General features: G+C 37.8%; 29 protein-coding genes and 1 tRNA gene. 9 read left to right on the top strand and 21 right to left on the bottom strand.

What is annotated here, in order from left to right:
- The first annotated feature begins 2 nt into the window (after positions 1 to 2).
- Both QSE00_RS09115 and QSE00_RS09110 read left to right on the top strand, forming a co-directional pair.
- Complete coding sequence (locus tag QSE00_RS09115; protein WP_286105692.1) at positions 3 to 434, top strand: hypothetical protein; 432 nt, start codon at positions 3 to 5, stop codon at positions 432 to 434.
- Positions 435 to 686: 252 nt separating this feature from the next.
- A complete protein-coding gene (locus tag QSE00_RS09110) occupies positions 687 to 1,754 on the top strand; it encodes a hypothetical protein (protein ID WP_286105691.1) in 1,068 nt (355 codons plus the stop codon).
- A gap of 41 nt (positions 1,755 to 1,795) precedes the next feature.
- On the opposite strand, the gene QSE00_RS09105 is transcribed toward QSE00_RS09110, so the two are convergent.
- The 5 genes from QSE00_RS09105 to QSE00_RS09085 form a co-directional block, all read right to left on the bottom strand.
- On the bottom strand, positions 1,796 to 2,194 hold the full coding sequence (locus tag QSE00_RS09105; protein WP_286105690.1) for a hypothetical protein: 399 nt from the start codon (positions 2,192 to 2,194) through the stop codon (positions 1,796 to 1,798).
- A 21-nt stretch (positions 2,195 to 2,215) separates the two neighbouring features.
- Positions 2,216 to 4,741, bottom strand: coding sequence for a type IV secretory system conjugative DNA transfer family protein (locus tag QSE00_RS09100; protein WP_286105689.1), 2,526 nt, complete (start codon positions 4,739 to 4,741; stop codon positions 2,216 to 2,218).
- A gap of 74 nt (positions 4,742 to 4,815) precedes the next feature.
- Positions 4,816 to 6,414: a toprim domain-containing protein gene (locus QSE00_RS09095; RefSeq protein WP_286105688.1), complete on the bottom strand. Its 1,599-nt coding sequence runs from the start codon at positions 6,412 to 6,414 to the stop codon at positions 4,816 to 4,818.
- Between the two features lie 24 nt (positions 6,415 to 6,438).
- Positions 6,439 to 7,281 carry a hypothetical protein gene (locus QSE00_RS09090; protein WP_286105687.1) on the bottom strand — a complete coding sequence of 281 codons (843 nt, stop codon included), beginning with the start codon at positions 7,279 to 7,281 and terminating at the stop codon, positions 6,439 to 6,441.
- Positions 7,282 to 7,404: 123 nt separating this feature from the next.
- Positions 7,405 to 8,628 (bottom strand): hypothetical protein, encoded by a 1,224-nt coding sequence (locus QSE00_RS09085; RefSeq protein ID WP_286105686.1) that lies wholly within the window; start codon positions 8,626 to 8,628, stop codon positions 7,405 to 7,407.
- Positions 8,629 to 8,689: 61 nt separating this feature from the next.
- Here QSE00_RS09085 and QSE00_RS09080 point away from each other — a divergent pair, with 61 nt between their 5' ends.
- A complete protein-coding gene (locus QSE00_RS09080; RefSeq protein ID WP_286105685.1) occupies positions 8,690 to 9,529 on the top strand; it encodes a M23 family metallopeptidase in 840 nt (279 codons plus the stop codon).
- Between the two features lie 262 nt (positions 9,530 to 9,791).
- Here QSE00_RS09080 and QSE00_RS09075 read toward each other — a convergent pair.
- Positions 9,792 to 9,865, bottom strand: a tRNA-Met gene (locus QSE00_RS09075).
- Positions 9,866 to 10,000: 135 nt separating this feature from the next.
- Here QSE00_RS09075 and QSE00_RS09070 point away from each other — a divergent pair.
- Positions 10,001 to 10,384 (top strand): START-like domain-containing protein, encoded by a 384-nt coding sequence (locus QSE00_RS09070; protein WP_110357155.1) that lies wholly within the window; start codon positions 10,001 to 10,003, stop codon positions 10,382 to 10,384.
- A gap of 53 nt (positions 10,385 to 10,437) precedes the next feature.
- Positions 10,438 to 11,286, top strand: a complete 849-nt coding sequence (locus tag QSE00_RS09065) for an aminotransferase class IV (protein WP_110357154.1) — start codon at positions 10,438 to 10,440, stop codon at positions 11,284 to 11,286.
- A gap of 2 nt (positions 11,287 to 11,288) precedes the next feature.
- Here the strand turns inward: QSE00_RS09065 and QSE00_RS09060 are convergent, their stop codons facing one another.
- The 5 genes from QSE00_RS09060 to QSE00_RS09040 form a co-directional block, all read right to left on the bottom strand.
- Positions 11,289 to 11,849 (bottom strand): YqgE/AlgH family protein, encoded by a 561-nt coding sequence (locus QSE00_RS09060; protein ID WP_110357153.1) that lies wholly within the window; start codon positions 11,847 to 11,849, stop codon positions 11,289 to 11,291.
- A 114-nt stretch (positions 11,850 to 11,963) separates the two neighbouring features.
- Complete coding sequence (locus tag QSE00_RS09055; RefSeq protein ID WP_031443811.1) at positions 11,964 to 12,236, bottom strand: HU family DNA-binding protein; 273 nt, start codon at positions 12,234 to 12,236, stop codon at positions 11,964 to 11,966.
- A gap of 178 nt (positions 12,237 to 12,414) precedes the next feature.
- Positions 12,415 to 13,362 carry a methionyl-tRNA formyltransferase gene (gene fmt, locus QSE00_RS09050; RefSeq protein WP_110357152.1) on the bottom strand — a complete coding sequence of 316 codons (948 nt, stop codon included), beginning with the start codon at positions 13,360 to 13,362 and terminating at the stop codon, positions 12,415 to 12,417.
- The gene (locus tag QSE00_RS09045; protein ID WP_286105684.1) at positions 13,359 to 15,263 is read right to left on the bottom strand and encodes a RecQ family ATP-dependent DNA helicase; all 1,905 of its coding nucleotides are present in this window, start codon (positions 15,261 to 15,263) and stop codon (positions 13,359 to 13,361) included. The genes fmt and QSE00_RS09045 overlap by 4 nt, the downstream gene beginning before the upstream one ends.
- Positions 15,263 to 15,805 carry an AAA family ATPase gene (locus QSE00_RS09040; RefSeq protein ID WP_286105683.1) on the bottom strand — a complete coding sequence of 181 codons (543 nt, stop codon included), beginning with the start codon at positions 15,803 to 15,805 and terminating at the stop codon, positions 15,263 to 15,265. The genes QSE00_RS09045 and QSE00_RS09040 overlap by 1 nt, the downstream gene beginning before the upstream one ends.
- Positions 15,806 to 15,920: 115 nt before the next feature.
- On the opposite strand from QSE00_RS09040, the gene QSE00_RS09035 reads away from it, so the two are divergent.
- The 3 genes from QSE00_RS09035 (at position 15,921) to murA (ending at position 18,272) form a co-directional block, all read left to right on the top strand.
- Entirely contained in the window at positions 15,921 to 16,208 is a 288-nt protein-coding gene (locus QSE00_RS09035; RefSeq protein ID WP_110357149.1) for a DUF493 family protein, read from the top strand.
- A gap of 87 nt (positions 16,209 to 16,295) precedes the next feature.
- Positions 16,296 to 16,949: a DUF4290 domain-containing protein gene (locus tag QSE00_RS09030; protein WP_110357148.1), complete on the top strand. Its 654-nt coding sequence runs from the start codon at positions 16,296 to 16,298 to the stop codon at positions 16,947 to 16,949.
- A 15-nt stretch (positions 16,950 to 16,964) separates the two neighbouring features.
- The gene (murA, locus tag QSE00_RS09025) at positions 16,965 to 18,272 is read left to right on the top strand and encodes a UDP-N-acetylglucosamine 1-carboxyvinyltransferase (RefSeq protein WP_110357147.1); all 1,308 of its coding nucleotides are present in this window, start codon (positions 16,965 to 16,967) and stop codon (positions 18,270 to 18,272) included.
- Positions 18,273 to 18,390: 118 nt separating this feature from the next.
- Here murA and QSE00_RS09020 read toward each other — a convergent pair whose 3' ends face one another.
- The 10 genes from QSE00_RS09020 to QSE00_RS08975 form a co-directional block, all read right to left on the bottom strand.
- On the bottom strand, positions 18,391 to 18,867 hold the full coding sequence (locus QSE00_RS09020; protein WP_110357146.1) for a GAF domain-containing protein: 477 nt from the start codon (positions 18,865 to 18,867) through the stop codon (positions 18,391 to 18,393).
- A 69-nt stretch (positions 18,868 to 18,936) separates the two neighbouring features.
- A complete protein-coding gene (locus tag QSE00_RS09015; protein ID WP_286105682.1) occupies positions 18,937 to 19,383 on the bottom strand; it encodes a VOC family protein in 447 nt (148 codons plus the stop codon).
- 117 nt (positions 19,384 to 19,500) lie between these two features.
- Positions 19,501 to 20,172: a lysoplasmalogenase gene (locus QSE00_RS09010; RefSeq protein WP_286105681.1), complete on the bottom strand. Its 672-nt coding sequence runs from the start codon at positions 20,170 to 20,172 to the stop codon at positions 19,501 to 19,503.
- A gap of 33 nt (positions 20,173 to 20,205) precedes the next feature.
- The gene (locus tag QSE00_RS09005; protein ID WP_286105680.1) at positions 20,206 to 20,496 is read right to left on the bottom strand and encodes a hypothetical protein; all 291 of its coding nucleotides are present in this window, start codon (positions 20,494 to 20,496) and stop codon (positions 20,206 to 20,208) included.
- Between the two features lie 107 nt (positions 20,497 to 20,603).
- Positions 20,604 to 21,146 carry a DUF3124 domain-containing protein gene (locus tag QSE00_RS09000; RefSeq protein WP_110357142.1) on the bottom strand — a complete coding sequence of 181 codons (543 nt, stop codon included), beginning with the start codon at positions 21,144 to 21,146 and terminating at the stop codon, positions 20,604 to 20,606.
- Positions 21,147 to 21,281: 135 nt separating this feature from the next.
- Positions 21,282 to 21,512, bottom strand: a complete 231-nt coding sequence (locus QSE00_RS08995; protein ID WP_286105679.1) for a (4Fe-4S)-binding protein — start codon at positions 21,510 to 21,512, stop codon at positions 21,282 to 21,284.
- 2 nt (positions 21,513 to 21,514) lie between these two features.
- Complete coding sequence (locus tag QSE00_RS08990) at positions 21,515 to 21,808, bottom strand: GNAT family N-acetyltransferase (protein WP_110357140.1); 294 nt, start codon at positions 21,806 to 21,808, stop codon at positions 21,515 to 21,517.
- A 57-nt stretch (positions 21,809 to 21,865) separates the two neighbouring features.
- A complete protein-coding gene (locus QSE00_RS08985) occupies positions 21,866 to 22,744 on the bottom strand; it encodes a pirin family protein (RefSeq protein WP_286105678.1) in 879 nt (292 codons plus the stop codon).
- A gap of 76 nt (positions 22,745 to 22,820) precedes the next feature.
- On the bottom strand, positions 22,821 to 23,411 hold the full coding sequence (locus QSE00_RS08980; protein WP_286105677.1) for a Crp/Fnr family transcriptional regulator: 591 nt from the start codon (positions 23,409 to 23,411) through the stop codon (positions 22,821 to 22,823).
- Positions 23,412 to 23,419: 8 nt separating this feature from the next.
- Positions 23,420 to 23,839, bottom strand: coding sequence for a DUF1801 domain-containing protein (locus tag QSE00_RS08975; RefSeq protein WP_286105676.1), 420 nt, complete (start codon positions 23,837 to 23,839; stop codon positions 23,420 to 23,422).
- 174 nt (positions 23,840 to 24,013) lie between these two features.
- Between QSE00_RS08975 and QSE00_RS08970 the strand changes: the two genes are divergently transcribed.
- On the top strand, positions 24,014 to 24,859 hold the full coding sequence (locus QSE00_RS08970; protein ID WP_286105675.1) for a DUF2911 domain-containing protein: 846 nt from the start codon (positions 24,014 to 24,016) through the stop codon (positions 24,857 to 24,859).
- Positions 24,860 to 25,004: the final 145 nt, after the last annotated feature.

Genomic DNA, 25,004 nt, shown 5'->3' with positions numbered 1-25,004 from the left:
TTATGGGAAAATCTAAAGAAGAAATCGAAGAGTGGAAAGAATATCGCTTATCTGTATTAGAGCAGAAAAGCAAAAGCGATGATGACTTTGAAAAATATATTACTTTTATTGCTTCTGGCGCACTTGGTTTAACAATTACTTTTATTGACAAAATAAATCCAATAAATGAGTCTATAGCTATTTGGGTAATAGCTACTGGGTGGGTATTGTTGGCTCTTACGCTATTCATTAATCTGCTATCACATTTTTTATCAAGTAAATTCAACGAGAAAACTGTTCAAGATATTGATGATGAAATTGAATATGATGTTTTAATAAAAAGAATAGACAGTAGAAATAAAATTATTTCATATTTGAATTTATTATCAATAATCCTTTTGGGTTTGGGCATTATTTCAATTTTAATTTATACAATCATTAACGCATATCACTAATGGCAAAGCAAAACATTCCAAAACCAAGTCAGAAACCTTCAGAACCACGTCATGGAGGTAATAAAGGGCGTACAACGCCAAAACCATCGATTAGACCGAAACAATCACCATCTAAATAAGTATTACTATGGCAAAGCAAGACAAATCAAGTAAAGCAAAAACGGTAAAAATTGATTTAGGCAGAACAACTTCAAAGCCGACAAACTCTTTGAAGCCAAAAGATAACAAGACTAACAAATAATATTGAAGGTATTGGAATCACTTCTACTTTACAAAAAGGTCATAAAATGGATATTTTGGGCTACAATAGCATTAATCATATTTTTAACCTTTCAAGCAATATATGAAACCGATAATTGGAAAGTATTTGATATTGATTTTAGTACTAAAGATCACATCATTTCGGCTTATGGAGCTCTTGTAGGTGGTGTTTTGGCTTTTTTATCTATTCTATTTGTTTTGTATCAAGTTTATGAACAACGAGAACAAATTTTAATTGAAAAACAAGATTCTATTGAGGAAAAAAGCCAAGATTTAAAAGATCGCCTATTATTGCTAACCAATTACTTAAAAACGTTGGAAAAGGATATAGTAAACCATGGTGAACGTATGGAAATATTTTTCAAAGCTGAAAAAAATTATCCTTCAACCATGAATACTATGTATTTTAATACAAACAAAAACTTTGAGCGAGTAATCGAAATGGATATTCTTTCTAATTTCAAAGCTTTTCAAACTTTCTTTGGAAATGATGAAGAAGATTGGCAAAAACAATTTATTAACCTTTATGAAATTTCGGATTTCTATAACGAAGCATTTAAGGATTTAAAGAAAAAGTACACTTTTCATATTGAAGATAAAGTAACTAAACAAAAACAAATTGCCGCTGATATGATGGAACTTTTAAACCAAAACGGAAGATTAATAGATGATTACAGGATAAAATTTGGTGCAGATGACTATTTGACAAAACCGTGGTCAAGTTTAATCAATGAATATAATCCAGCCCATTATGGTTATTTACAAGAAGTACAAGAAACTAATGATGTGCCCGATTTTAGGTATATTTCAGACAACTTATTATTACCCTTTATAGAAGCGGCAATGGATATAAGAAGGGATGAAGGATACGATGATCTAGGTAGTCGAAACATTATTGAACTAGCCTCTACAATTAGAAAGAAAATATGGGATGTTGAAGTTTACAGTCTTCAATATGCGGGTGATATAGAAAAACAATTTAATAATTATTTTAGTCCAGATAATGAAAGTATAAAGGAGCTTCAAAATATAAAATCCAAAATTGATGCTAAACTATAAATAAAAGATATTTTTATTTACTGCCCTTGATTAATCTATTTTTAAATTTTCTTCTTAAACTCCGTAAGGGCGGTGACAATGGCATATTCCAAATCCTTGTATTCCTCTTGTACATCGGTCTGGTACACTACATTCTCCCCAATATTGCCCTTAGGTATAAACTCGTTATCCTCTGTGAGGATCCAAGCTGGATTATATCCCAGTGAGTAATAATATAAAACCAATTTTATGGTGGTCAAGGATATGGCCCCACGTTCTACATTGACCAAGGTATTATAGTCCATGTCAAAACGTTCGGTTATGGATTTAATAGAAAACGCGCTTGAACGTTTATTGCCGGTATCCTTTTCTATCAGTTCTTCGCGAATCATCCTTAAACGTTCGCTGATGTATGCGAAATCCTCGGTGGAGGCTCTCATCATCTCGTCAATATCTTTCATGTTTTTAATTTTAAATATAGATTATTCCTTGTACATTTCTATAGGATAGCTGGACAATAAGGTTTCCAAACTTTCCAAAGAATCAGTAAATACGTCTGTTTGGTTAACCGTCGAAATGCTCTCAAAAGTAGGTGTTTCATATTGCCTACGAAAGGCATCTGCCAACTCCCTACTGGATTTACTGCGGTATTTCTTCATAAAATCTTTTGCAATGACCTCGTCCTTTTCCAGGGATGCCGCCATTTTCTCGCCAATTTTGAGTTCGTCAAAAATAGCCAACTTTGGTTTATTTCCAGTACAATGAACGTATTCCCGTTCAACAAGCTCATTGATATCTTTGATCACCTTCAGAAAATTAGCGTCCAGAATCCTATCTATTTCCTGGTCTATGTACATGCGATCTATCAGGTTGGCAATATAATGCTGTATATTTTCTGTATGGTCGGAATGATTCTTTGTCAATTCCTCCAACTTTTGTAGATGGTCGAACAATTTTAGCTCATGGGCCAAAGGGACAAATTGCATTTGCTTTATATGATTATCGTATTGATCTTCTGCAAACTTCTTAATGTAAGTGGTATAAAATTCTAAATAATTCGTTTGACCAAAATCGAGGTTCCGTACAACATCAAAAAAGTCAAGGCTGTGTATCAGTTTCATCTTCGAATCCACCAATTCCTGATGATTTTCACTTTTAAATTTGTTATGCACTGGCATTTCGTATTTCCCTTGAATTTTTTTGGATTCCAAATTGGGCTTTAGCAAACCAAAACACAGCTTTTGCTTAATAGGATTTTCAAAGGTATCTGCCACAATACCCCCAAAATGGCCTGTAGACATACTAGTAATCTTGCTTTTTGGCAACAATTCCGAAAGAATGGTACTGAAATTTACAGTGGTGTCGTTGTTGGAAATTGCCTTGCTTTTTTTTCCTTGATGTATACGTCCAAATATCTCACTGATCCTTCGGGCCGTTTCCCCTTTTGCAGCTCCACTGAACACATTGGAGCAGTTGTCAAAGATGACCTCTGCCAGTTCCCGGCCATAATCGGCTATCAATTGCGTAATGCTCTGTATCCCCAGTACCGTGGCAATATAATGGGACCTTCCGGTATCGATTATCTTGCGAAGTCCCATAATGAAAACGGTTGGGAGTTCATCCAGGATAAGACCCAAAGACCTACAGCCAGGTTTATTTACCACTTGCAAAACCTTATTAATATAGAGTCCTATGGGAGCGGCATAGATTTCAGAACGGTCGGGATTATTTTGAATACAGACTATTTTAGGTTTTTGTGGATTATTGATGTCCAACCTAAAATCGTTGCCGGTCATGATATAATAGATTTCCTTGCTGGCCAGCATGGAAAGTGATATTTGGGCGCTTGCGGTCTGACCGGCCAGCTGCTGGCCCGCTTGCCGCTCCATGGCATCCTTGAAAGGAATCATCAGACTGCGGACTTCTACTTCCCTCATCATAATTTCCAACAAGTATTCAATGTTTATGGTGGATAACGTTATGACATGTGGCAAAGTGCAGATATTCTCACCCGTCTCCTCGGATTTTTTCTTCAAGTACCAGATTAGCCCCGAAACAAAACTAATGGCACTTTTTGAAAAGAAATCACTGCGCTTTATCCAATCTTTGTTCAGATTTTTCATGATAATTGTAGCAGCATCTGCGGCATCGGTCTGGTTTCGCATTAAATATGGGTCGATAGGGTTACAGCGATGCGATTTTTCTATATTGTCAAAACTCAAGGTAAAAAACTCGGGTAGTTTGGATTTTTCTTGGACATCGTTTGTGCGCTCCATTTTTCTTCGCCAATAGTTGTAGGCAACCTTACTAAGCGTATCGAATTTAAAATCATAAATCAATAGCGTAAAGTTTTTTTCAATCATTTGCTCTATAATCTCTTCAATCAATGCAAAAGATTTTCCACTGCCTGGTGTGCCTATGACCAACAAGGCCCGGAATAGATTCACAAAATTTATCCATCCTTTCCGCACTTGCCCTTGATATTGGTATTCATAGGGAATGTTTACGGAATACTCTGTATCTATGCGTTCTTCCATCTGCCGGAACGTTTCGTTCCGATCGTTAAAAGGGTCATCCTCGGCATTATTGACAAAGTCCATCACCTGGAAAAGATGTACCGAACCAGAAACACAAAACAGGAAACCGATATTATATAAAATCAAAGAGCACCAGAGCAAACTTATTTGGGAAGGTTTAAAATATCCTGTTATAAATAACAGTACACAGCCAATTCCAAAATACGTTAGGCCCGTCAAAAATGATTTGCCCTCTTTTTTTCTGGGATTATATAGCATGACCGAACCTAAAATGAAAATCAATAACATTGTTCTTCCCGGTAAGGGCTCTTGCAAAGGCTTAAATCGAATAAGGAAATTATGTATGATTTGTGAAAGTTGTGAATCCCATTCCAGATATTGCACGATCGGGTAATAGGCAATAAAGCCTATAATAGCAAAAAAGGTTACCGAAAGTAGCATGGCTGAGAATGCCAGATTCTTGTCGTTCATAATGAAACTAAGGTGTTATAAATTTACCTAGTACAGATTGTCCTTTAATTCTTCTAATAAGGCGTCTATGAGTATCATTCTATCAAGTTTTGTAAGTTATTGTTCTTCTTTATTTCCCCTTTCTTTTTTTCAGGAGTAAGGGCTGCATTTTTCTTTAAAAACGTCCGGATTTCCGAAAAGGGAATGGTATAGTTATATTCCAATCCAAAATCGCATTCCACGCTGTTGCTATTTATTGATTTTATGATACCAAGGTTAGGTGCGCCTTCAGGCCCTTTGGTTGTTTTCAATTCAATTTGATCCCCGATGCCCATAAAATCTGTGTTTATAGTTTCAAATTTTACGTATTTGGCATTCTTGTAATCCTTAAGGTCATCGTTCCAATCCTTTCCTTTAGATTTATGTATAGTGGCTGGGAACATTAGATAAATATCGGTAATGGTTTCTATCAAGGATTTGAACAGATTTTTACCTCCGTTAACTTGATTAAGTTTTATGATTTCAGGTAAGGAAAATGCCAATATAATCTTGTCTTTATATTTTATCCATTTAATCGAATTAGAAATAAGCTTATCCCTAACTTTGAGTGACTTAAATTTTACCTCCAGCAAGGTGATATGATTGGTCAATTGAACCCCGACTTCTGAGGTGTTGTTAATGGTTAGCCTTACATTTCCGTGGCTATATGAACTTTCCAAATATACCTTTGGATTAAAACGGTTGATAAGGCTGCTAAACAACTTTAGGTCGAACTCGAAACCTTTGATATCATTGTCCATTATGGATATCATGGATACACTGTTTGTCTTAAGGTAAGGTTCGGTTAGTTGACCGAAGAAATCTAACTTTTTTTGATACACGTTGCCACTAAAGGATACATAAAAATTATCTTGACTACCATGTAGTTCATGGTAGGAGAGGAGGTCTATGCCACTTTCCGCTACTATTATTTTTGAAGGATTCTTGATGGGGTTGGAATAAAATAGGAAATGATCTTTTTGGTTCAAGACTAGGCGAAACTTTTTAATTTTATTGTCCCTTCTACTTCTATATGTTTTGTTGTAAAGAATATAATTTTGGGGATGGTCGTCCAAGTCGTACTTTGGAAAAGCAATATTGGCATTTTCATAGCCCTTGTCCCTTATGGAATAGGCATTTAGCAAACGGCCCTTAAACAATGGATCGGTAATAGTGGTCTTTGATATAAAACGTTGCTGCCTTAGATAATTGGAGTTTCGCAATGGAACGATATTAAAATTTTCCTCTAAGGGTTTCCTTACTGCCTTGTAACTTTGAACTTCCATAGGTGAATTTTCTATAGTTCCAATTCCATTCACGATTTCGAGACCGGCCTCAACAGCCTTATAAAAATTAATGTTACGCTTCATTAAGAACATAAAGAAAAGCCCTTTGTCCTGGGAATCATTTCGGTTAAAATAGGTTACTGGTTTCCGGGCCATTTGCAGTACAATGCGATCTTTGTCATTCTTAAATTCCATGGAACCTGTACTTTTCTTTATCAATTTGTACCCATTTTGATGTAAGTACATCGGAAAATTGGCCTCAGTATTGATTTTAGAAATCAATCTTTTATAATGATCAGGGTCGTCTATGTAGGTAGGACTTTGCATGTGTGTATGTAAAATGGCCGACACCTCAAGCATGTTGGCCATTTGCATTAGTTAGTATGAATTGAGTTACATGCTTATGGCGTTTTTAGGCTGTTTCTTTTTTTTTTCGCCTTCAATGGTTTTGTGCTCCTTGACCTCTTTATCAAAAATATTGGTTTTCTCCCAATTTTTATAAAGAAATCGCTGGTTTTTGGCACTCCATCTTACCAAATACGTTAAAGGTCCTTTTTGTGTCTTGCGAATGGTGATCTTCACTTCTTCGCCTTTGTTCAAACTGTCAGCCTGTTGCTTGGTCAATATTTGGCCCAGAACATACATATTTGCAGACACAGCCGATTTTATACGGATATCGTTCAATTTTGGCTCGTAATAGGCCAGTTTTTGGAACGTATCACCGCTCAAGGAAGTGCCAGTAAACTGAATGGTCTTGCCTTCCTGTACCATGGCATGGTATTCATCCTTGGTAAATTGATATTGAAAGGCATTGGCATCTTCAAGTTTAACCTGTTCCTTACGTCTGATCTGTACATCCAGTCTGGAACCGTAAGTGGAGTTGTATAGCATTTGGACCATCTTGACAGTTTCCTTTAATTTGCCGTCATTGATGTACGTTGTCTCGATCAACTGCTCCTTACCTTCTAGAATTGACTCTTGAATGTTGGGTTCCAACTTCTCAAAACTTATGTAAGCCCCTTCCAAGCGTCTTTTTGCGTCAGCTTCGGCAAATTGTTGGTCCTTGTTTTTCATAACCTCCACATTCCTGCTGTCCTTCAACATTTCAAAGGATGGATAATTACCGGCTTTTATTTTGAAGGTCTTATCGTCTATGGATATTGCTTCGGCCTTTTGCCAAACCTGGTTGACATTGACGAATACTTTTTGAATCGTGTTTTCTGCTTGATTTTTCATTTTTGAGTGATTTTTAATTGTTACGGAATTTGAATTTGTTACTTTTGAATAACTTTCAAATCAGGAGTGATTTGTGAGTTACGGAATTTGAAGGAAAGAGGGCGGGAGCGCCCTTTTTCCATTTTATAAAGCGATTCTATATTCTTTCAATTGCACCTCCTTCCCTTCATTAACTTGGTTTTGAGTATTTTTCCATTCAGTATACCAATTGTCAGACTTTGGCTTTAGAATATCTATCGTTTTGTTCAGATAGTTTTTGTAATAAGACCAAACTATCAATTTAATAGCATTGGATTCAAGAGGCAACCTAATTTTAATGTCTTCATTATCCTTTGAAACCAGAATACTGTATTTGTTCAGCCTGTTTTGGTCGATGATTTTATTAAAGTTCAAAAAGCTTTGGGCCAAGTCTTGGTTAAAGCGTCTGGTGTGATCGTAAAAGCGGGAGAAGGATTTTTCATTTGACAAGGGGAAGCGTAATAAAATATCCCTATCGGTCAAGGTTAGATTAAAATCGGAATCTTTTGTATATGATATAAAGTGGAGATCCCGTAAATAACCCTCAATTTTTTTATTTCCTGTAAAGCTTAAAAAGAGTTTGTCCATTTTCGTTAGCCGCTGTATCTGGAAAAGTATGTCGGTCGTATGGGAATTTATTTCTCCCAACGCCATGTAAACCACATTTTTTAATCGGAATTTTCTATGGAAGGCCAAAGCTTCCTTAGGATCTTTAAAAAGAAAAAGACCCTCTATTTTCTTTGGAATATTGGAGTACCAAAGGGAGTGTTTTATCGCCGACTCTTTGTAAGGAACTACTTCTTCGTCCGTATCTAGGAAATATCCACAGACCTCGTTCTGCAGATTGAACAAGGGAAAAAGGGGACTACCTTCATGATTTTGGAAAACACGCCCTGAAAAGGGAATAGAGCTTTGCACACCCTGATACAGGTCTTTCGAAGTATCTTCGAGCGGTGACCTGTATGATAAAAAATGATTAAAGTCTTCAGGTACTATTTTAAGCTTATCAATCGGGTTATTGGCTATTAATAGGGTTTCCGTTTCCAATACTTGGTTATATAGACCATCAACCTTATCCCAAATCAGCTCCTTGCCAATCCCTTCAACTTTTGAAACATGTTCAGTAACTAGGTCGGATGCGGATAGTTTTTCCTGTGGCCGTTGCACCTTATAATAAAAATATCCTTTTTCGGTATTTATGATCACATAGTGCTTACCACCATTCTTAAGTATAAGGTGGGTATTTTCGGATTGCACAACTCGGTACCCAAAATGTTCAAAGAGATTTGGAAGGTGTATTAGGTGGTCTTTTGATAGCCAGTTGTTCATCTTAGTCTAAAAATTTGTTTATTTGTATATAAATAGTTACTTTGTGTATAATTACAAATATATGATTTTTTTTGAATATACAGCTTTTTGGAGGAATAAATTGGGTTTTACTAAACCAAAGCCAATTAAAACCTTAGGAAAAAAGGAACTATCCTATATTCTTTTTCTGATCATTATATGCCTGTCCTATATAATATGGCACAGTCCTAATATTTCAACTCAACGACTGCAGGATAACACGGATACAATGGACCTTTATGAAGAACGCCTTCAAATTAATTTAGAATCTACATTAACGGATTCAGTCCTTATAGAAAGGGAACGAAATCAGTTGCTTATAGCAATTGAAGAACGAATAGTTGGATTTTTATATCAAATCCCTGACTATTCCTATATGGGTTCATTAGAGACCTACCTAAAATACCAGCCTCAGTTGCTAGAGCAATTTCCATCCGCTGTTCCGTTGGAGAAAGGCAATTATTCCATTACTAGTAACTATGGTATTCGTGTCCATCCTATATCAGAAAAAGAGAAAAAACATTTTGGAATCGATTTGGCAGCCCCACCTGGAAAATATGTTTACGCCTCGGCATCAGGTACCATCCAGGATATCCTCTATTCAAAAAAAGGCTATGGCACACATATTATTATAAAGCATCGCTTCGGTTTTGAAACATTATATGGACATCTAAACAAGGTGCTTATCCGAAAAGGGCAAACTGTAAAACAGCACGAGATCATTGGCACGGTGGGCAGTACTGGAAGTTCTACTGGGTACCATTTACACTATGAGATACTGAAAAACATGATCCAAATAGACCCAAAACTTTCACTCAACCTAAAGAAGAATATTTACACCCATTTAATTGAATCAAACAAGACCAAAGATAGAGTTGATTAAGAAAAAAATCTTAATGGACCAAAGGTGATAATTCGTCATATTTAAGATTTTAGTAAGTTGATTTAACGGTTTTTTGAAAATTATCTCCCCAATAAAATTGAGTCAAAAACCAATTTATTAGAAAAATTAGAGTGAAACGTGTAAATCTTGCTTTTTTGAAAGTCAAAGCAATTTTTACAATAAAATTTAAAATGTTGTACATATGTTGTACAGAAGTAAAAAACCCAAGAGCATAAACTCTTGGGTTCCTTGTTTTTACTTGTAGCGAGAACGAGAGTTGAACTCGTGACCTCCGGGTTATGAATCCGACGCTCTAACCAACTGAGCTACCTCGCCATGCCGTTTTTAACGGGTGCAAATATAAAGTTAATTTTCTGTCCTTTCCAAATTAGATTGCTAAAAATATTATCTCGGTTTTATTTTTTAATCATTTATAAATATATATATTGTCCGCCATAAACACTATTCAGAATGAGCGATAAAATTAAATTTGAAGTTGAATTTGTAATTCAATCCTCACCACAACTATTATATCAATATATATCTACCCCCTCAGGACTTTCCGAATGGTTCGCAGATAACGTAAATTCCAGGGGTGAAATGTTCAATTTTATTTGGGATGGTTCCGAAGAGCAAGCTAAATTACTAAAGCGGAAAAGCGATGAATTTGTAAAATTCACCTGGGTAGCGGAAGATGATGATAGTTTTTTTGAAATGCGCATAATAGTTGATGAAATAACCAAGGACGTTTCCCTATTTATAACAGATTTTGCCTATGAGGATGAAGTGGACGAATCTAAAATGCTATGGGAGAACCAAGTATCCAGTTTAAAACAGGTATTGGGCTCCGCCTAATACATTAAGGGAATATAATGTATCTTTGGCCTTGATTTTTCAAGGCTTTTTTTATGGTTAATTTTAACGGAAATCTACTTTCTAAAAACACTTCTTACCTTAATCACCAGAATAGGGGACTGCGCTATGGCGATGCCCTGTTCGAATCCATTAGGGTAGTAAACGGAAAAATATTCTTTTGGGAAGACCACTATCTCCGACTCATGGCTTCCATGCGGATTTTGAGAATGGAAATTCCCATGGATTTTACCATGGAATTTTTAGAGGAACAGCTTCTGGCCTGCGTGGAAGCCAATGGCCTATTGGATAAACCGGCCCGGCTACGCTTTACGGTTTTTAGAAATAATGGCGGACTATATCTTCCTGAAACCAATGACGTATCCTATATCATTGAAGCAAGTTTAATGGATTCCCCTTTCTATACATTGGATAATAGTGCCTACGAAGTAGAGCTCTTTAAGGATTTTTATGTGAATCCGGATATGCTCTCTACCCTAAAGACCAATAATAAGGTAATCAACGTAGTGGGGAGTATTTTTGCAGCTGAGAATGGTTACCAGAATTGTTTATTGCTCAACAATGAAAAAAAGGTAGTGGAAGCCTTAAATGGCAATCTCTTTTTAGTGAAAGACCATACAATTAAGACCCCTTCCTTAAAAGACGGTTGTCTTAATGGAATAGTTAGGAAAAAGTTGATCGCTATTCTAGGGGCACTGGACAAGTACCATTTTGAGGAATCTTTCATTTCTCCCTTCGAGCTACAGAAGGCGGATGAGTTGTTCATAACCAATGCCATAATTGGTATACAACCCATTACAAAGTACAGAAAGAAGGAGTACGAAACAACAGTAGCTGCCGATTTATTGGGCAAACTCAATGCGACTGCCCGGCTGGATCAGTAAAATTAATTTAAGTTGGGGTTTTCAGGGGCATTGGACCATATGAGGTAATTTCCACCCAATTCCATCATTTTTTCCTTCCAAAAAGCATTGGAAGACTTTTGAATAATGGCACTTTCATAGACATTCTTTACTACGACCCACGATTTGGAACTTAATTCCTGATCCAATTGCAGGGAAGACCATCCCGAATAGCCTAAAAAGAAGCGGATATCGTTTTCAGAAATGACCTTATTGTTGATTAAGTCCACAATAGCTCCAAAATCCCCACCCCAATAGATGCCGTCAGAAATTTCAATGCTATTTTCTATGAGTTCCGGTACTTTATGGATAAAATAAAGATTGTCCTGTTCTACCGGACCACCATTGTATACCTGAAAAGGTAGATCTATTTCGGTAACCAGATCATTTATACTGTAGTCCAAAGGCTTGTTTAAAATAAAACCAACGGACCCCTCTTGGTTGTGTTCCGCTAACAGGACTATAGATCTGTTAAAGGAAACATCACCTGAAAGTGTAGGCTCAGCAATAAGGAGTTTGCCTTTTTTTGGCTTTTCAGCAACCATATTGTTTGTTCTAGTATCTCTAAAATATAACAATTCCGTTAATCTGAAAAGTCTTTTGTACAAAAAAAGCACTTCCTTTTAAAGAAGTGCTTTCAATGTATAATAATATTATGATTAGTTTACTGCACCGCTCAAATCAGCACCTGCCTTAAACTTCACTACATTTTTAGCTGCAATTTGGATAGTCTTTCCAGTTGATGGATTTCTACCTTCTCTTGCATTTCTTTTAGATACAGACCAAGATCCGAAACCTACTAGAGATACTCTACCACCTTTTTTTAGAGAACCTTCAACGTTTCCAAGGAAAGATTCCAATGCCTTTTTAGCTGCTGCTTTAGTAATGCCAGCATCAGCTGCCATTGCATCGATTAATTCTGTTTTGTTCATAATTTCGATAAATTAAGTGTTATTAATTATAATTAAATACTTCAACAAATTTATACGGATTTGCCATTAACACAAGTAAAACAGGGGGAAATCCGCATTTTTGTTAATAACTTGAAACGTTTGTTGATAAAGTAGGAGGTTTTTTACGTTTTGTCGTACCCCCAATGAACATGGGGGTTTACCGAACATAGACGTTTTCTGTTAATTTTAGTCCGTTCAACACCTCTTTGGTGCTCATTTTTCGTTTCCCGGGTAATTGAATTTCCAATAAATGGATAAAACCTCCCACTACGGCCACCTTTAGTTCACTTTTGGTAGCTACAACGCTTCCTACCTTTAAATGGTGCTCTTCCAAATCCATTTTGGCGGAGTATACCTTTAGGAAAAGTTTATCCTGCCCATTGTGCAGGGTAGTCCATGCAGTGGGATAGGGGCTTAATCCCCTAATAAAATTATAGATGCTTGCAATATCATGGTTCCAATTGATCTCACAGGTTTCTTTATGAAGTTTGTGGGCCTCTTTTAATGGTTTTTCTTCCTGTTGTTCACTAGGCTCAATTTCCCCCTTCTCCAATTTATTTATGGTTTCCAAGACCAGATCCGCCCCAAGATGCATTAACTTATCGTGTAAGGTACCGGCAGTATCCTCTTCCGTAATGCTCGTTTTCTTTTGAAGCAATATGGCGCCGGTATCAATTTTATCATCAATAAAGAAAGTGGTTGCCCCGGTTTCCTTTTCTCCGTTTATTATGGCCCAATTAATTGGAGCCGCTCCCCGGTATTGGGGCAGGAGGGAAGCATGAAGGTTAAAAGTGCCCAACTTGGGCATATCCCATACAGACTTGGGCAACATTCTAAAAGCCACTACTACCTGAAGCTCGGGTTGTAATCTTTTCAAATCCTCTATAAAATTGGGATCCTTTAAATTGGTGGGCTGCATAATCTGTAAGCCATGTTCCACGGCATACACCTTCACGGCAGATTCGTGTAATTTCCTTCCTCGGCCGGCAGGCTTGTCCGGTGCAGTAATGACCCCAACAATATTACAGTCATTTTTTACTAGCTTATCCAAAATGGCCACGGCGAAATCCGGGGTACCCATAAACACTATTCGTGGTTTGCTCATTTTTTGATTATTTCGTACTGGTTAATAGAATTTACCCTTATTCTTTGCTCTTCCAATAATCTCTGTAAAGCCAAAATAATGGAACTTTCCTTATAGCTCAATAATTTCATCAGGCTTCTGGAGCTTTCTTTTTTTACCATTAAAACTTGTAAGATATCCTGCTCTATTATTTTTAATACTTCATTGCCAATTGGATTTTTTTGAAGACACACATCACATTTTCCACAGTTGGCGTTGGCAGCTTCACCAAAGTAGTTTAGAATATACCTACTTCTGCAAAGATTGACATCCTTAATATAAGACAACATACTTTCTACATTGTCTTTTTTTACCTGCTGTATCTGTTTAATTTTTTTAGCAAAGATATTGATCGTGCGTTCATCCTCCCTAGGTACCAAAAATGTAATTTCAAGGTCGCTGTGTTGTGCATGGTATTCAATTATTTCATCTTTTTCCAGTTTTTCCAGAACGGTTATTACCTCCTTTTCACTCTTGTTGGCTTTTCGCGAAATCAATAGGGAATTTATTTTGGTGTCGAAATCGAAAACACCTCCGTAGGTTCTCAGAATGGTTTGTATGATAGGTGCCGATGCCTGGTTTTTATCCAAGTAATCGAAAATTTGATGCTTGGAAGCTAACATGCGGATCGTGGTTTTTTGAGAAAAAGCTTCCGTTAGGGATATTACAGAGTTCTGATCCAATAACCTTAAACCATTATATGTTAAGGTAGTATTCAGTTTATAGGTTTCGCAAAAGGCATTAAAGGGCAATTGATAGGTTTCACCACTACCTTCCCCAAAGGGGATTTGAAAATAGTTGGCCAATTTTCTATACAATAATTTAAGAAAGTCAACATTGGGCAAGACCCCTAAAAATTGCTTGCGCACCTGGGCCTCATCCGTGGGGTTGGTAATTAAAACCGCTCTTGCCGGCTTTCCGTCCCGTCCGGCCCTTCCCGCTTCCTGAAAGTAGTTTTCCATACTGTCCGGAATTTGGTAATGTACAACGAGTCCAACATCCGGCTTGTCTATACCCATCCCAAAAGCATTGGTGGCCACCATGATCTTTACTTTGTTTTCCAACCACTGGTTTAAGCGGGAGTCCTTGTCCTTTTTGGAAATACCCCCATGAAAAAATGTAGCCGTATGTCCTTGTCGTGTTAGGTAGTAAGACAATTCCATGGTCATTTTTCTGCTACGTACATATACTATGGTGCTCGTATTGGTCTGGGCACATAATTCCTTAAGGCGGTATTTTTTGTCCTCTTCCAAGCAAACACTGAAGGTAATATTGTTCCTTGAAAAGGAATCCTTGACTACCAAGGGTTGTTCCAAATGTAAATTTTCGCAGATATCCTTTACCACCGTTTCAGTTGCCGTAGCGGTCAATGCTATCATAGGAGCATTAGGTGCCAGTTCCTTCAAAATATGGCATTCCAGGTAGGCAGGTCTAAAATCGTTGCCCCATTGCGAAATGCAATGGGCTTCATCAATGGCAATAAGGTTTACGTTCATTTGCCTGATGCGCTCCTTTACCAATTCCTGTTGTAGTCTTTCCGGGGATAGGTATAGGAACTTATAGTTGCCATACAGGCAATTGTCCAATAGGTTGTTTACTTCTTCAAAGGAAATTCCCCCGGTAAGGGCAATTGCTTTTAGGCCTAATTTTTTAAGGGTGTCCACCTGGTTCCTTATCAGGGCTATCAGGGGCGATACCACAATACAAATTCCTTCACGGGCCAATGCAGGTACCTGATAGCACAAGGACTTACCACCTCCCGTAGGAAGCAGCGCCATAACATCCTGCCCTTCCAATACTGCGCCTATGATGTCTTCCTGGGAATTTTTAAAATCCGGAAATCCCCAAACTTTTTTCAATATATCCTTAGGGTGCTGATGCACTATAGCCTTTTTAATTTATTGAGTATAAAGGTAACCCTTCCTTCTACAGTTTCCTTGGGAACAGGTATAATTTTGTAGCCGTAGTTGGTGTAGGCTTTTTCCAAAAAGGTATGGATTCGTTCCGCTTCTTCGAAGTTTTCATAACGTTCATTGTCAGACTCGTGGATTTCTTTCCAAGGTGGCAATAAAAATATGTGGTCGTATTTATATTTTTTACAGCTTTCTATAAAATCATCACCATAGGGCTGCCCAAAACAATCCATATAGGCCACCACGTCCGGAATTCCACGATCAAAAAAAACCATGGGTCTGCCCATTTGGTTGGCTGCTTGGAATTGCCGGATCCTCCCTTCAATAATTCTTTCACTAAAAAGCAGGGGATCTGAAACGAATAATTGGGGAATGCCCTGCTCCCTAGCTTCCAATGTAATCTCACGGGATATTTCACTAAAACAAAAGAAGCCTTCCCTTTCAATTTTTTCTATGACCGATGTTTTTCCGGTACTGGGTCCACCTGTAATGACAATTCTTTCTAAATTCAAATAGCGGTGTTTAAATATGGTATTTATATATACAAATTATTGATGCAAAGTAATGAAATAGCCTTAAGATTAAAAAATTGACAGCGATACTTTATATATTTGCAAAAACATCGGCATGGATCAGGATAAATCAGAGGAATTTTATAGTAGATTAAAGGAACAATTGGCGGAAAGTAGTAAATGGCCTTCCAATTACCTATATAAGTTTATAGTCCCGACCGACACTGAAAAAATTAAACAGATTCAGGAAATTTTTGACAATACCGGTGCTGTGATCGAATCCAAGCAATCCAAAAATGCCAAATATACCAGTCTGAGTATTACGGTAAACCTAAAAAACCCTGATGAAGTAATACGTAAATACAAGGAAGTAGGGGAAGTAAAAGGGGTAATATCACTCTAAAATAGTATTTGTGGCATAATTTTGTTAATTTGCAGACGTTATAAGAGTACTTCCTTATCATAAATAAATAGCAATAAATATTTCAATTTGAATTTAGTAGAAAACTTAGAATACAATACTGAGCGACCAAAGCTCATTATACCCGAGTATGGACGCCATTTCCAAAAAATGGTGGACCATGCCATGTCTATAGAAGACGATGCGGAACGTAACCGTGTGGCCCAGGCCATTATAAGTGTTATGGGCAATATTCAACCACATTTGAGGGACGTTCCCGATTTTCAACATAAACTTTGGGATCAATTGTTTATCATGTCCGATTTTAAATTGAACGTGGAATCACCATTTCCCATAACCTCCAAAGAGACCCTACAAAAGCGTCCGGAGCCATTGGAATACCCACAGAATTTTCCAAAATATAGGTTTTATGGAAACAACATAAAGCGTATGATCGATGTAGCCGTAAAATGGGAAAAGGGTGATATGCGCGACGGATTGGAATATGCCATTGCCAACCACATGAAAAAGTGTTACTTAAATTGGAATAAGGATACTGTGGACGACAAGGCTATTTTTAAGCATCTTTACGAGTTGAGCGATGGACAGATAGACCTTGCCAAGGAAGGGGAAAACTTGACGGAAAGTGGACAATTCCTTAAGAATCGTGTGGCAAAAACACCAAGGACCAATTCTGGTAAAAAAACGCAAAGAAACCAAAACCGCGGCAAAAAGCGGTATTAATCTTCTCAAACCTTAATGGGAACATTTAAAATAGAAGGCGGTCATCAATTACATGGTGAGATTACACCGCAAGGGGCAAAGAATGAAGCATTACAAATACTCTGTGCCGTACTACTTACTTCAGAAAAAGTGTCGATTACCAATATCCCTGATATTGTAGACGTAAACAAACTAATATCCCTATTGGAGGATTTGGGGGTCAAGATCCAAAAGAAAGGTCAAGGGTCATATACTTTTATGGCAGATGACATTAATTTGGACTATCTGCAATCGGCCCAATTTAAAGAGGACGGTAGAGGACTTAGGGGATCCATTATGCTCGTAGGTCCATTATTGGCGCGTTTTGGCAAGGGATATATTCCCAAACCAGGGGGCGATAAAATAGGGCGAAGGCGTTTGGATACCCACTTTGAAGGTTTTATAAAATTGGGGGCCAAATTCCGATATAACAAGGAGGAGCACTTTTATGGTGTGGAAGCCAAAAAATTGAAGGGCACCTATATGCTGTTGGATGAGGCGTCGGTTACCGGAACGGCAAACATTGTTATGGCAGCTGTTTTGGCCGATGGCAAAACCACCATATACAATGCTGCCTGTGAACCTTATTTACAGCAATTGTGTAAAATGCTGAATAGGATGGGGGCCAAAATTACGGGAATCGGTTCCAATTTATTGGAAATAGAAGGAGTGGACAGCCTAGGTGGAACAGATCACAGAATGCTCCCGGACATGATAGAGATCGGTAGTTGGATCGGCTTGGCGGCTATGACCAGAAGCCATTTAACGATCAAGGATGTTAGTTGGGACGATCTAGGTCAAATTCCAACCGTTTTTAGAAAGTTGGGCATACAATTGGAGCGGAAAGGAGACGATATTGTTATTCCCGAACACAAAGAAGGGTATGAGATTCAAAACTATATAGACGGTTCTATTTTAACAGTGGCCGATGCACCATGGCCTGGACTTACGCCAGATTTGTTGAGCATAATCCTAGTGATGGCTACACAGGCCAAAGGCGAGGTTCTGATCCACCAAAAAATGTTTGAAAGCCGTTTGTTCTTTGTAGATAAATTAATTGATATGGGTGCCAAGATTATTCTTTGCGATCCACATAGGGCTACGGTTATAGGACATAACTTTCAATCCAGTCTAAAAGCCACTACCATGGTATCCCCGGATATTAGGGCCGGTGTTTCCTTGCTGATAGCCGCTTTGTCTGCCAAGGGCACATCAACCATACACAATATAGAACAGATAGACAGGGGTTACGAAAATATTGATACCCGATTACGGGCTATTGGTGCCAAGATTACAAGAGTTTAACAAAGGTTAAAACGTAATATTATAAAAAAAAGGACTATCCATTGAGCAGTCCTTTTTTAGTCTATATAGCCCATTGTTTCTATTGGTTGAAACGAATAGTTTATTAAAAATGAATTTTTCACCTGCCAATAACCCCACTTATTCTCTCTCCTATACTTAATAAGTCGCCCACTTCTTCCTTCGTAAAATCATAGGGAACGGGTTTGGCTATTCCCAAGGTTCCGTATAATTTTCCATTGAGCAACATTGGAACCGCAATGGAGCCTTCTACTTTTGTTTCCTTGGCTGCAGGACGTGCCACTCCCGAATCATCGGTTTGTAGATTGCACATTTCAACAGGTTCACGCCGCTCGGCCGCTATACCGGCCATACCTTTACCAATAGGAATCTCAGAAAGCTTGGGGATTAAAAACGGAGGAATACCTTGATGTGCCCGGACCTTTAACAATCCCGACTTTTCATCCAAAAAATGTATCGTACCAGTGGTACAATCGAAAGCCGAAATTACAGAGGAAAGGACTTCCTGCCAATTAGGGCTTTCATTTTTAAGGAGGCTATCTATTACGTTACTCCGTTGCAAATTGTCCTTATTCATATTCTTCAATGGATTTTTTCATTAATACCCAAATTTACTAATTCTAGTTAAACTATTGTTTAGATATATTCAATGATGTTTGGCATTATTTACTTCTATCCAATATCCTTCGGGGTCTCTGAGGTAAATTTGACGCACTCCATCCGAACGCAATGTAACGGCCCCTTTTATTCCCGGCCAATCCTCATAGACCACCTTATTGCTTTCCAAATGTTTAATAAAGGAATCCAAATGGGGGGTCGACAGACAGAGATGCATGGATTTATGCTTTTTCATCACAACGGTATCCTTGTAGATCAAATGTAGTTGTGAGTTACCTTGCACTAAAAACCAACGAAAACCCGGGGCCTTGTCCGGGTGTGGTATCTCTTTTAACTTCAAAATATTGGCATAGAAATCTGCCGTGGTATCCAGATCGTTAACAATCAAGGAAGAATGGTCTATCTGAAAATCAAAGTCCTGCGCATTCCCGTATAGTATAAAAAGGCAGAGAAAGGGAAGTAATGGCTTATACATGTGTATTTGATATTAAAATTAGTTGGAAAGAAAGGTAAATAAAAATGAATTATTTCATTGGGACTAATCGACTTTTGTGGTAATTTTTAGGAAATTGTTATTTATTCCATATTCAATTCAGTCTTTACTAAGCAAGAGACCTCTAACAATTAAATATTGAGCTGTGGCGTACGTGCCCATTACCAGAATATGTGATCCCGGTACTGTGATAAGAAACTTATTGATGGCCAGGATGCTATCGGACAAGATAAATAATACTGCTCCAATAAATACCAATTTGAAACTTGTTGGACCTACCAGGTCCTTTCTACTATAGGCCGTAATGGCCATTGCTAGAATACCCAGGATATAAATAATTACAGGGATTTTTAACGTGCCTAAGTTATCTTGTAGAATTATGAAAAGGGTAGTGCCGTATACCAGCAGCAATAAAGCGACCAAAGGCATTTTCCTCTTTAATATGCTTTTGCCCTGGATAAGAAATACCAAGGCATAAGTTATATGGGCAAGGAGAAAAGCTATTAGTCCAAGCATAAAATACATAGGTGAGAGATGATCATAGAGCAAGAATATGTCTCCCAATAATGAAAAGAAAAGAGCCAATAAGATATAGCGATAGGTCTTTTTGGCTAGTTGCCTTCCGTATATCCAAAAAAACAATATCAGCGAAAGCAATATAAGCGGCTTGGTCAATTGCCTCAAGCCTTGAAAGTGCAAGTATCCTGTTACCAGATCCAACAGCACCAAAAGAATAAATACGCCCATAAAGGCATTCTGCCTTGTTTTCATGCTAAAAAATTAATGTTCCAATGGCTAGGTTTCTTAAGTATATAGTTTTCTTTTTCGGACTACAATAAAGCAATGAGCCAATTGCAGGACTACGGCGATGGCGTTGGTAAGCCAAAGGGCCAAAGTATTAAAACGAATTCCGTAAAAACACCAAAACAGATATATAAATACCCATCCAAAAACAAAGCCGTTGGAGAGGCTACTGGGGCCTTTAAACCGGTATTCCTTATAAACCTGTAAGGCAATAACCAGGCAAGCACAAAGACCTGCTACAATTCCAGTACTCTCAAATATATTTTCAGGGATATTGTGAATGATATTCATGCAAGTAAGGCTTATTTTTAATGTATTGATTGTAAATGGGTATGTAACAATTCACTTCTGTACTTTAAGACTAACTTAAAGCAAATTAATACATGAATCCCCAAGGACTACAATTTTATTCCCCGTGTGGTAAAAGAGATTCCCTGTTGGCCGGTGGTGGAGATCATTACGGCCTCAAATATAGGCTCGTGATTATTGGATTGTACGGCCCAATCAAAAACAAAATTTGCACCTGTACCACCATATTCATCATCTTGGTCAATAACAATTTCTATGGTTTCCAAGGGTTTTAGGAATATAGGCTTGTTAAAATAGGTGCGGATAAGATCTCCTTGGGTATTGTAATAATCAGCTTTTAGAATATAAATGGAATCCGTATTGCTTACATTTCTCATACTGGCCGTAGCCGTTAAATGATGCAATGTTTTCTCCGTGCCATCGTATATGGATGAGTAAATAGACAGATAGGAACTCCCTTTAATAAGACTGTCGTTGGAAGGAAGTGCTGTGTATTTCTTTTCCCAGTTTATAGGGTCCAAGTGACTTATCTTTTTTTCCTCGGAACAACTTAGGATTATAACCAGCACCCACAAAGAAATACATATTTTACTTGCTATAATATGAAAACTGCGGTGAAATATATTAATCATTCTTGTTGGCTTCTTTTTTGCTTATTCCTTCATTAACATAGGGATCTAATCCTTTTTCATAATTGTATAGTCCCGCATAAAGATACTCTATATAGACGAATCGTGTATTGCAATATTGTCAATTCATATAACTTTTCAACGTTTTCCGTCCGGGTAAAATGACAAGGCACCTGACGGACATTTTAGGATTTGCGATTTCAATGCTTCCGTCGAAGCCTTTTCAGGGGTTATCCATGGTTTGGCTTTTGGGTTATAGACTTGGGGCAATGTTTTTACACAAATACCTGCATGAATACATTTTGATGGTTTCCAGACCACTGTAATTTCACCATTGTTGTATTCCTTAAAATTTACTTTTTGTTCCATATTTATGCAATATTAATTCCTTTTAAGACCAATTTTTTCCATTCGGGATGCCTTTTAATATAGGCAGCAACAAATGGACACATGGGCACTAGGGTCAATCCCTTTTTTTCCACATCTGCCAAAACTTCTTTAACCAATGAGGAGGCCACTCCTTTACCTTCCAATTCCTTGGGAACCTCGGTGTGGGTAAGGTAAATTTTATTCTTTGCCTTTATATATTCAATTTTCGCAATAACGCCATCAATATGATATTCATATTGCTTGGCCTCTGCATTATCTATCAAATTGTAGTCCATAGGTATCTTGATTAATCGTTTACTACTAGTTATATAATCTTACTTCCAATTTACACTTTATTCTTCCAAATAGCCAAATCTCCCCAAATTATAATCTTTAATGGCCTGAGCTATTTGTTCAGGTGTATTCATTACAAATGGTCCTTGGGCAGCTATGGGTTCGTTTAACGGTTCTCCACTTAGAATCAGTACAGTTGATTTTTTTGAGGCCTCAATACTAAATTCCTCCCCTTCATTTTCGAAGAGCACAAAATGATTTTCTGCTATGGTCTCTGAGCCATTCACATTAATCTCCCCAACTACCACCAACAATGCAGTATTGAAGTTAGCTGGAAAAGTAAATCCTGCTTTGGCACCTGCTTCAAGCCTTGCATTGAACACGTTTACTGGTGAAAAAGTAGACGCCGCACCTTTAATACCCTTATAACTCCCGGCAACCACCTCAATAATTCCTTTATTATCTGTCAATTGATATTTGTTAATCTGTGAATTGGTAATTCCCTGATATTTTGGGGTGGACATTTTGTACTTGGCGGGAAGGTTGACCCACAGTTGCGCCATTTGAAAATACCCCCCTTCCTTGCTAAATTTCTCTTCGTGATATTCTCTGTGAAGTATTCCCGAAGCAGCGGTCATCCACTGGACGTCGCCAACACCTATTACGCCGCTATTGCCCGAACTATCATGATGGGCCACTTTCCCCTGATAGGCTATGGTAACCGTTTCAAAACCCCTGTGAGGATGTACACTTACTCCTCTAGGCTTATCGGTAGGAGGGAAGTAGAAAGGGGAATTGTAATCAAGAAGGATAAAGGGATCCATTCTTTCCATATCCAATCTATATCCGCTCGGTATAAAATTATGCACTCTAAATCCATCACCAACATAGTGGGGTTCTCTTGGTGCAACCACTATTTCTATATTTTTTGTCTTCATTTATTACCCATCTTAAATTGTATTACAATATTATGGGAACTTTTACTCCTGTGCATTGATGTATGGTAAGATAGGATTAGTTTGGTCTAAAGTTTTTATGGGCCAATTCTTTGCGTACCCTACTTAGACTTTCAGGGGTAATGCCCAAATAGGAAGCTATCATCCATTGCGGGACCCTGAGGGTTAAATCGGGGTATAATTGTATAAAATTTAAATATCGCGCTTCGGCACTTGCACTCAACAAAAGATTAATTCGTTTTTGTTGGTGTCGAATGTGGTTCTGAAGGGCTATTTGATTATAGTTCCTAAAGGAAGAGCTTATTGCACTAGCTTCATTTATAAAGTCCGAATTTATTAAAACTACCTTGGTATCCTCTATGGCATCGATAAACAGGTCTGAAGGTTCATTAAAAAAAGCAGAACTCCGATCGGAGACGATCCAATTTTCGGAACCAAACTGAATAATATGCTCCTTGCCGCCGTCGTCAACCGTATAGGAGCGTAAGAGGCCGTTTTCAACAAAGAAGAAATGTCTACAAACTTCACCCGGACGCAAGAGCACCTCGCCTTTTTCAATATTTCTGAATTCTACTTTTTTGATAAGAAGCTGAAATTCAGGTTCCGCTATGTTCGCCTTGGTCTTTAAATACTTAGTGAAATTTTGCATGTAAATATTTATTGGGAATGTTTGTGTTTATAATAAAGGTAGGATGATTCTATCATTTTGGATAGTACATCCATATTAATATCTGATAATCGTTTTATATAAAGACAGGCTTTGCCCGTTTTGTGGGGACCCAATTGATCCAAAAGCTTCTGATTATTGGAAAATCCTGACATGATATAGATTGAAAAATTAGATTTTCTAGGGGAAAATCCTGTGATGCACATATCTCCTTCCCGACCAGAATCGTATTTATAATGGTAACTGCCAAAACCGATTATACTTTCACCCCACATTACTGCCGGTTCTAGGGTAATGCTTTTAAACAATTCCAATAATGCATGGGCATCCTTACGTTTTTCTATACCCACAACGGAGTTTAAAAAAGCCATAACAGATTTATTGTTCGGTTTAGTTTTGTTCTCCGTCATCCCTTGCAAATTGGTGTACTATAAATTTACTAAAAAAGGAGTAAAGCAGCATAGGGTATATTTCATTATCGCTTTGGAAGATATTATAATTAGTTGGGTATAATACGACTGACCCACTTCCAGATTAGGCTTTTAATATGTAATTTAGCATAAACATTCTAAACACTTATTAACATGAAAAAAATAACACTTTTAGTACTAATGATTGCTGTATCCTTTGGAGTACAGGCACAGATCAACACACCGCAACCGAGTCCGTCCTCGACACTTGTTCAGAAGGTTGGATTGACCGATGTAACGGTGGAATATTCAAGGCCATCCATGCGTGGAAGAACCATTTTTGGGGATTTGGTACCTTATGATAAATTATGGAGAACAGGGGCCAACGCGAGGACAAAGATAACCTTCAGTGAAAACGTAATGATAGGAAATCAAGAACTTAAAGCTGGTTCTTATGCCATTTATACTAAACCGGGAGCTGCAGCCTGGGAGGTAATCTTTTATACCGAAGCCGATGGCGGAGGAACACCGGCAACCTGGGACGAAAGCAAAGTTGCTGCTAAAACAACCGCTCAAGTACAAAATCTGCCATTTCAGGTTGAAACTTTTACGATTTCTATCGACGGGCTTTCTGATAACGCTGCCACTTTAGGCTTGCTTTGGTCTGATGTCTATGTTGGGGTTAAATTTGACGTTCCTACGGATAAGGCGGTTACGAGTGCCATAGATAAAGTGATGAAAGGTCCGGATGCCAATGATTATTATGCCGCTGCCGTATACTATATGAATTCCGGAAAGGATATCAACAAAGCCAAGGAATGGATGGATAAAGCTATGAGCTTAACGGAAAAACCTGCTTTTTGGCAGTTGAGACAACAATCTTTGATCTACGCCAAGGCCGGCGATAAAAAACAGGCTATTGAAACTGCAAAAAAATCGCTGGCTGCTGCCGAAGCTGCTGGTAATGCGGACTATGTTAAAATGAATAAAGACTCCTTGAAAGAGTGGGGGGCTAAGTAATATCTTTGTACCGAATATAAAAAGCTCACTTTTCAGTGAGCTTTTTTTTTGGAAGATTTGTATCTAAAAATCCCTTGACAAATGGTTCGTAATTCCAAGGATTATAGTACTGACCGTTAAACTATTATCTCTGTGGCAGGTGCAA

Origin of the sequence: Arenibacter flavimaris, from assembly GCF_030291335.1 — a bacterium.
In the GTDB taxonomy this organism is placed as follows: Bacteria; Bacteroidota; Bacteroidia; order Flavobacteriales; family Flavobacteriaceae; genus Arenibacter.
The sequence above is the reverse complement of the archived record's forward strand: the minus strand, read 5'-3'. Positions and strand labels throughout refer to the sequence as shown.

What these genes read in the sequence shown, in the direction of transcription:
- QSE00_RS09115 (WP_286105692.1), top strand. Translation starts at nt 3, where the DNA reads ATGGGAAAATCTAAAGAAGAAATCGAAGAGTGGAAAGAATATCGCTTA.
- QSE00_RS09105 (WP_286105690.1), bottom strand. Translation starts at nt 2,194, where the DNA reads ATGAAAGATATTGACGAGATGATGAGAGCCTCCACCGAGGATTTCGCA.
- QSE00_RS09100 (WP_286105689.1), bottom strand. Translation starts at nt 4,741, where the DNA reads ATGAACGACAAGAATCTGGCATTCTCAGCCATGCTACTTTCGGTAACC.
- QSE00_RS09095 (WP_286105688.1), bottom strand. Translation starts at nt 6,414, where the DNA reads ATGGCCAACATGCTTGAGGTGTCGGCCATTTTACATACACACATGCAA.
- QSE00_RS09090 (WP_286105687.1), bottom strand. Translation starts at nt 7,281, where the DNA reads ATGAAAAATCAAGCAGAAAACACGATTCAAAAAGTATTCGTCAATGTC.
- QSE00_RS09085 (WP_286105686.1), bottom strand. Translation starts at nt 8,628, where the DNA reads ATGAACAACTGGCTATCAAAAGACCACCTAATACACCTTCCAAATCTC.
- QSE00_RS09080 (WP_286105685.1), top strand. Translation starts at nt 8,690, where the DNA reads ATGATTTTTTTTGAATATACAGCTTTTTGGAGGAATAAATTGGGTTTT.
- QSE00_RS09070 (WP_110357155.1), top strand. Translation starts at nt 10,001, where the DNA reads ATGAGCGATAAAATTAAATTTGAAGTTGAATTTGTAATTCAATCCTCA.
- QSE00_RS09065 (WP_110357154.1), top strand. Translation starts at nt 10,438, where the DNA reads ATGGTTAATTTTAACGGAAATCTACTTTCTAAAAACACTTCTTACCTT.
- QSE00_RS09060 (WP_110357153.1), bottom strand. Translation starts at nt 11,849, where the DNA reads ATGGTTGCTGAAAAGCCAAAAAAAGGCAAACTCCTTATTGCTGAGCCT.
- QSE00_RS09055 (WP_031443811.1), bottom strand. Translation starts at nt 12,236, where the DNA reads ATGAACAAAACAGAATTAATCGATGCAATGGCAGCTGATGCTGGCATT.
- fmt (WP_110357152.1), bottom strand. Translation starts at nt 13,362, where the DNA reads ATGAGCAAACCACGAATAGTGTTTATGGGTACCCCGGATTTCGCCGTG.
- QSE00_RS09035 (WP_110357149.1), top strand. Translation starts at nt 15,921, where the DNA reads ATGGATCAGGATAAATCAGAGGAATTTTATAGTAGATTAAAGGAACAA.
- murA (WP_110357147.1), top strand. Translation starts at nt 16,965, where the DNA reads ATGGGAACATTTAAAATAGAAGGCGGTCATCAATTACATGGTGAGATT.
- QSE00_RS09020 (WP_110357146.1), bottom strand. Translation starts at nt 18,867, where the DNA reads ATGAATAAGGACAATTTGCAACGGAGTAACGTAATAGATAGCCTCCTT.
- QSE00_RS09015 (WP_286105682.1), bottom strand. Translation starts at nt 19,383, where the DNA reads ATGTATAAGCCATTACTTCCCTTTCTCTGCCTTTTTATACTATACGGG.
- QSE00_RS09010 (WP_286105681.1), bottom strand. Translation starts at nt 20,172, where the DNA reads ATGAAAACAAGGCAGAATGCCTTTATGGGCGTATTTATTCTTTTGGTG.
- QSE00_RS09005 (WP_286105680.1), bottom strand. Translation starts at nt 20,496, where the DNA reads ATGAATATCATTCACAATATCCCTGAAAATATATTTGAGAGTACTGGA.
- QSE00_RS09000 (WP_110357142.1), bottom strand. Translation starts at nt 21,146, where the DNA reads ATGATTAATATATTTCACCGCAGTTTTCATATTATAGCAAGTAAAATA.
- QSE00_RS08995 (WP_286105679.1), bottom strand. Translation starts at nt 21,512, where the DNA reads ATGGAACAAAAAGTAAATTTTAAGGAATACAACAATGGTGAAATTACA.
- QSE00_RS08990 (WP_110357140.1), bottom strand. Translation starts at nt 21,808, where the DNA reads ATGGACTACAATTTGATAGATAATGCAGAGGCCAAGCAATATGAATAT.
- QSE00_RS08985 (WP_286105678.1), bottom strand. Translation starts at nt 22,744, where the DNA reads ATGAAGACAAAAAATATAGAAATAGTGGTTGCACCAAGAGAACCCCAC.
- QSE00_RS08980 (WP_286105677.1), bottom strand. Translation starts at nt 23,411, where the DNA reads ATGCAAAATTTCACTAAGTATTTAAAGACCAAGGCGAACATAGCGGAA.
- QSE00_RS08975 (WP_286105676.1), bottom strand. Translation starts at nt 23,839, where the DNA reads ATGACGGAGAACAAAACTAAACCGAACAATAAATCTGTTATGGCTTTT.
- QSE00_RS08970 (WP_286105675.1), top strand. Translation starts at nt 24,014, where the DNA reads ATGAAAAAAATAACACTTTTAGTACTAATGATTGCTGTATCCTTTGGA.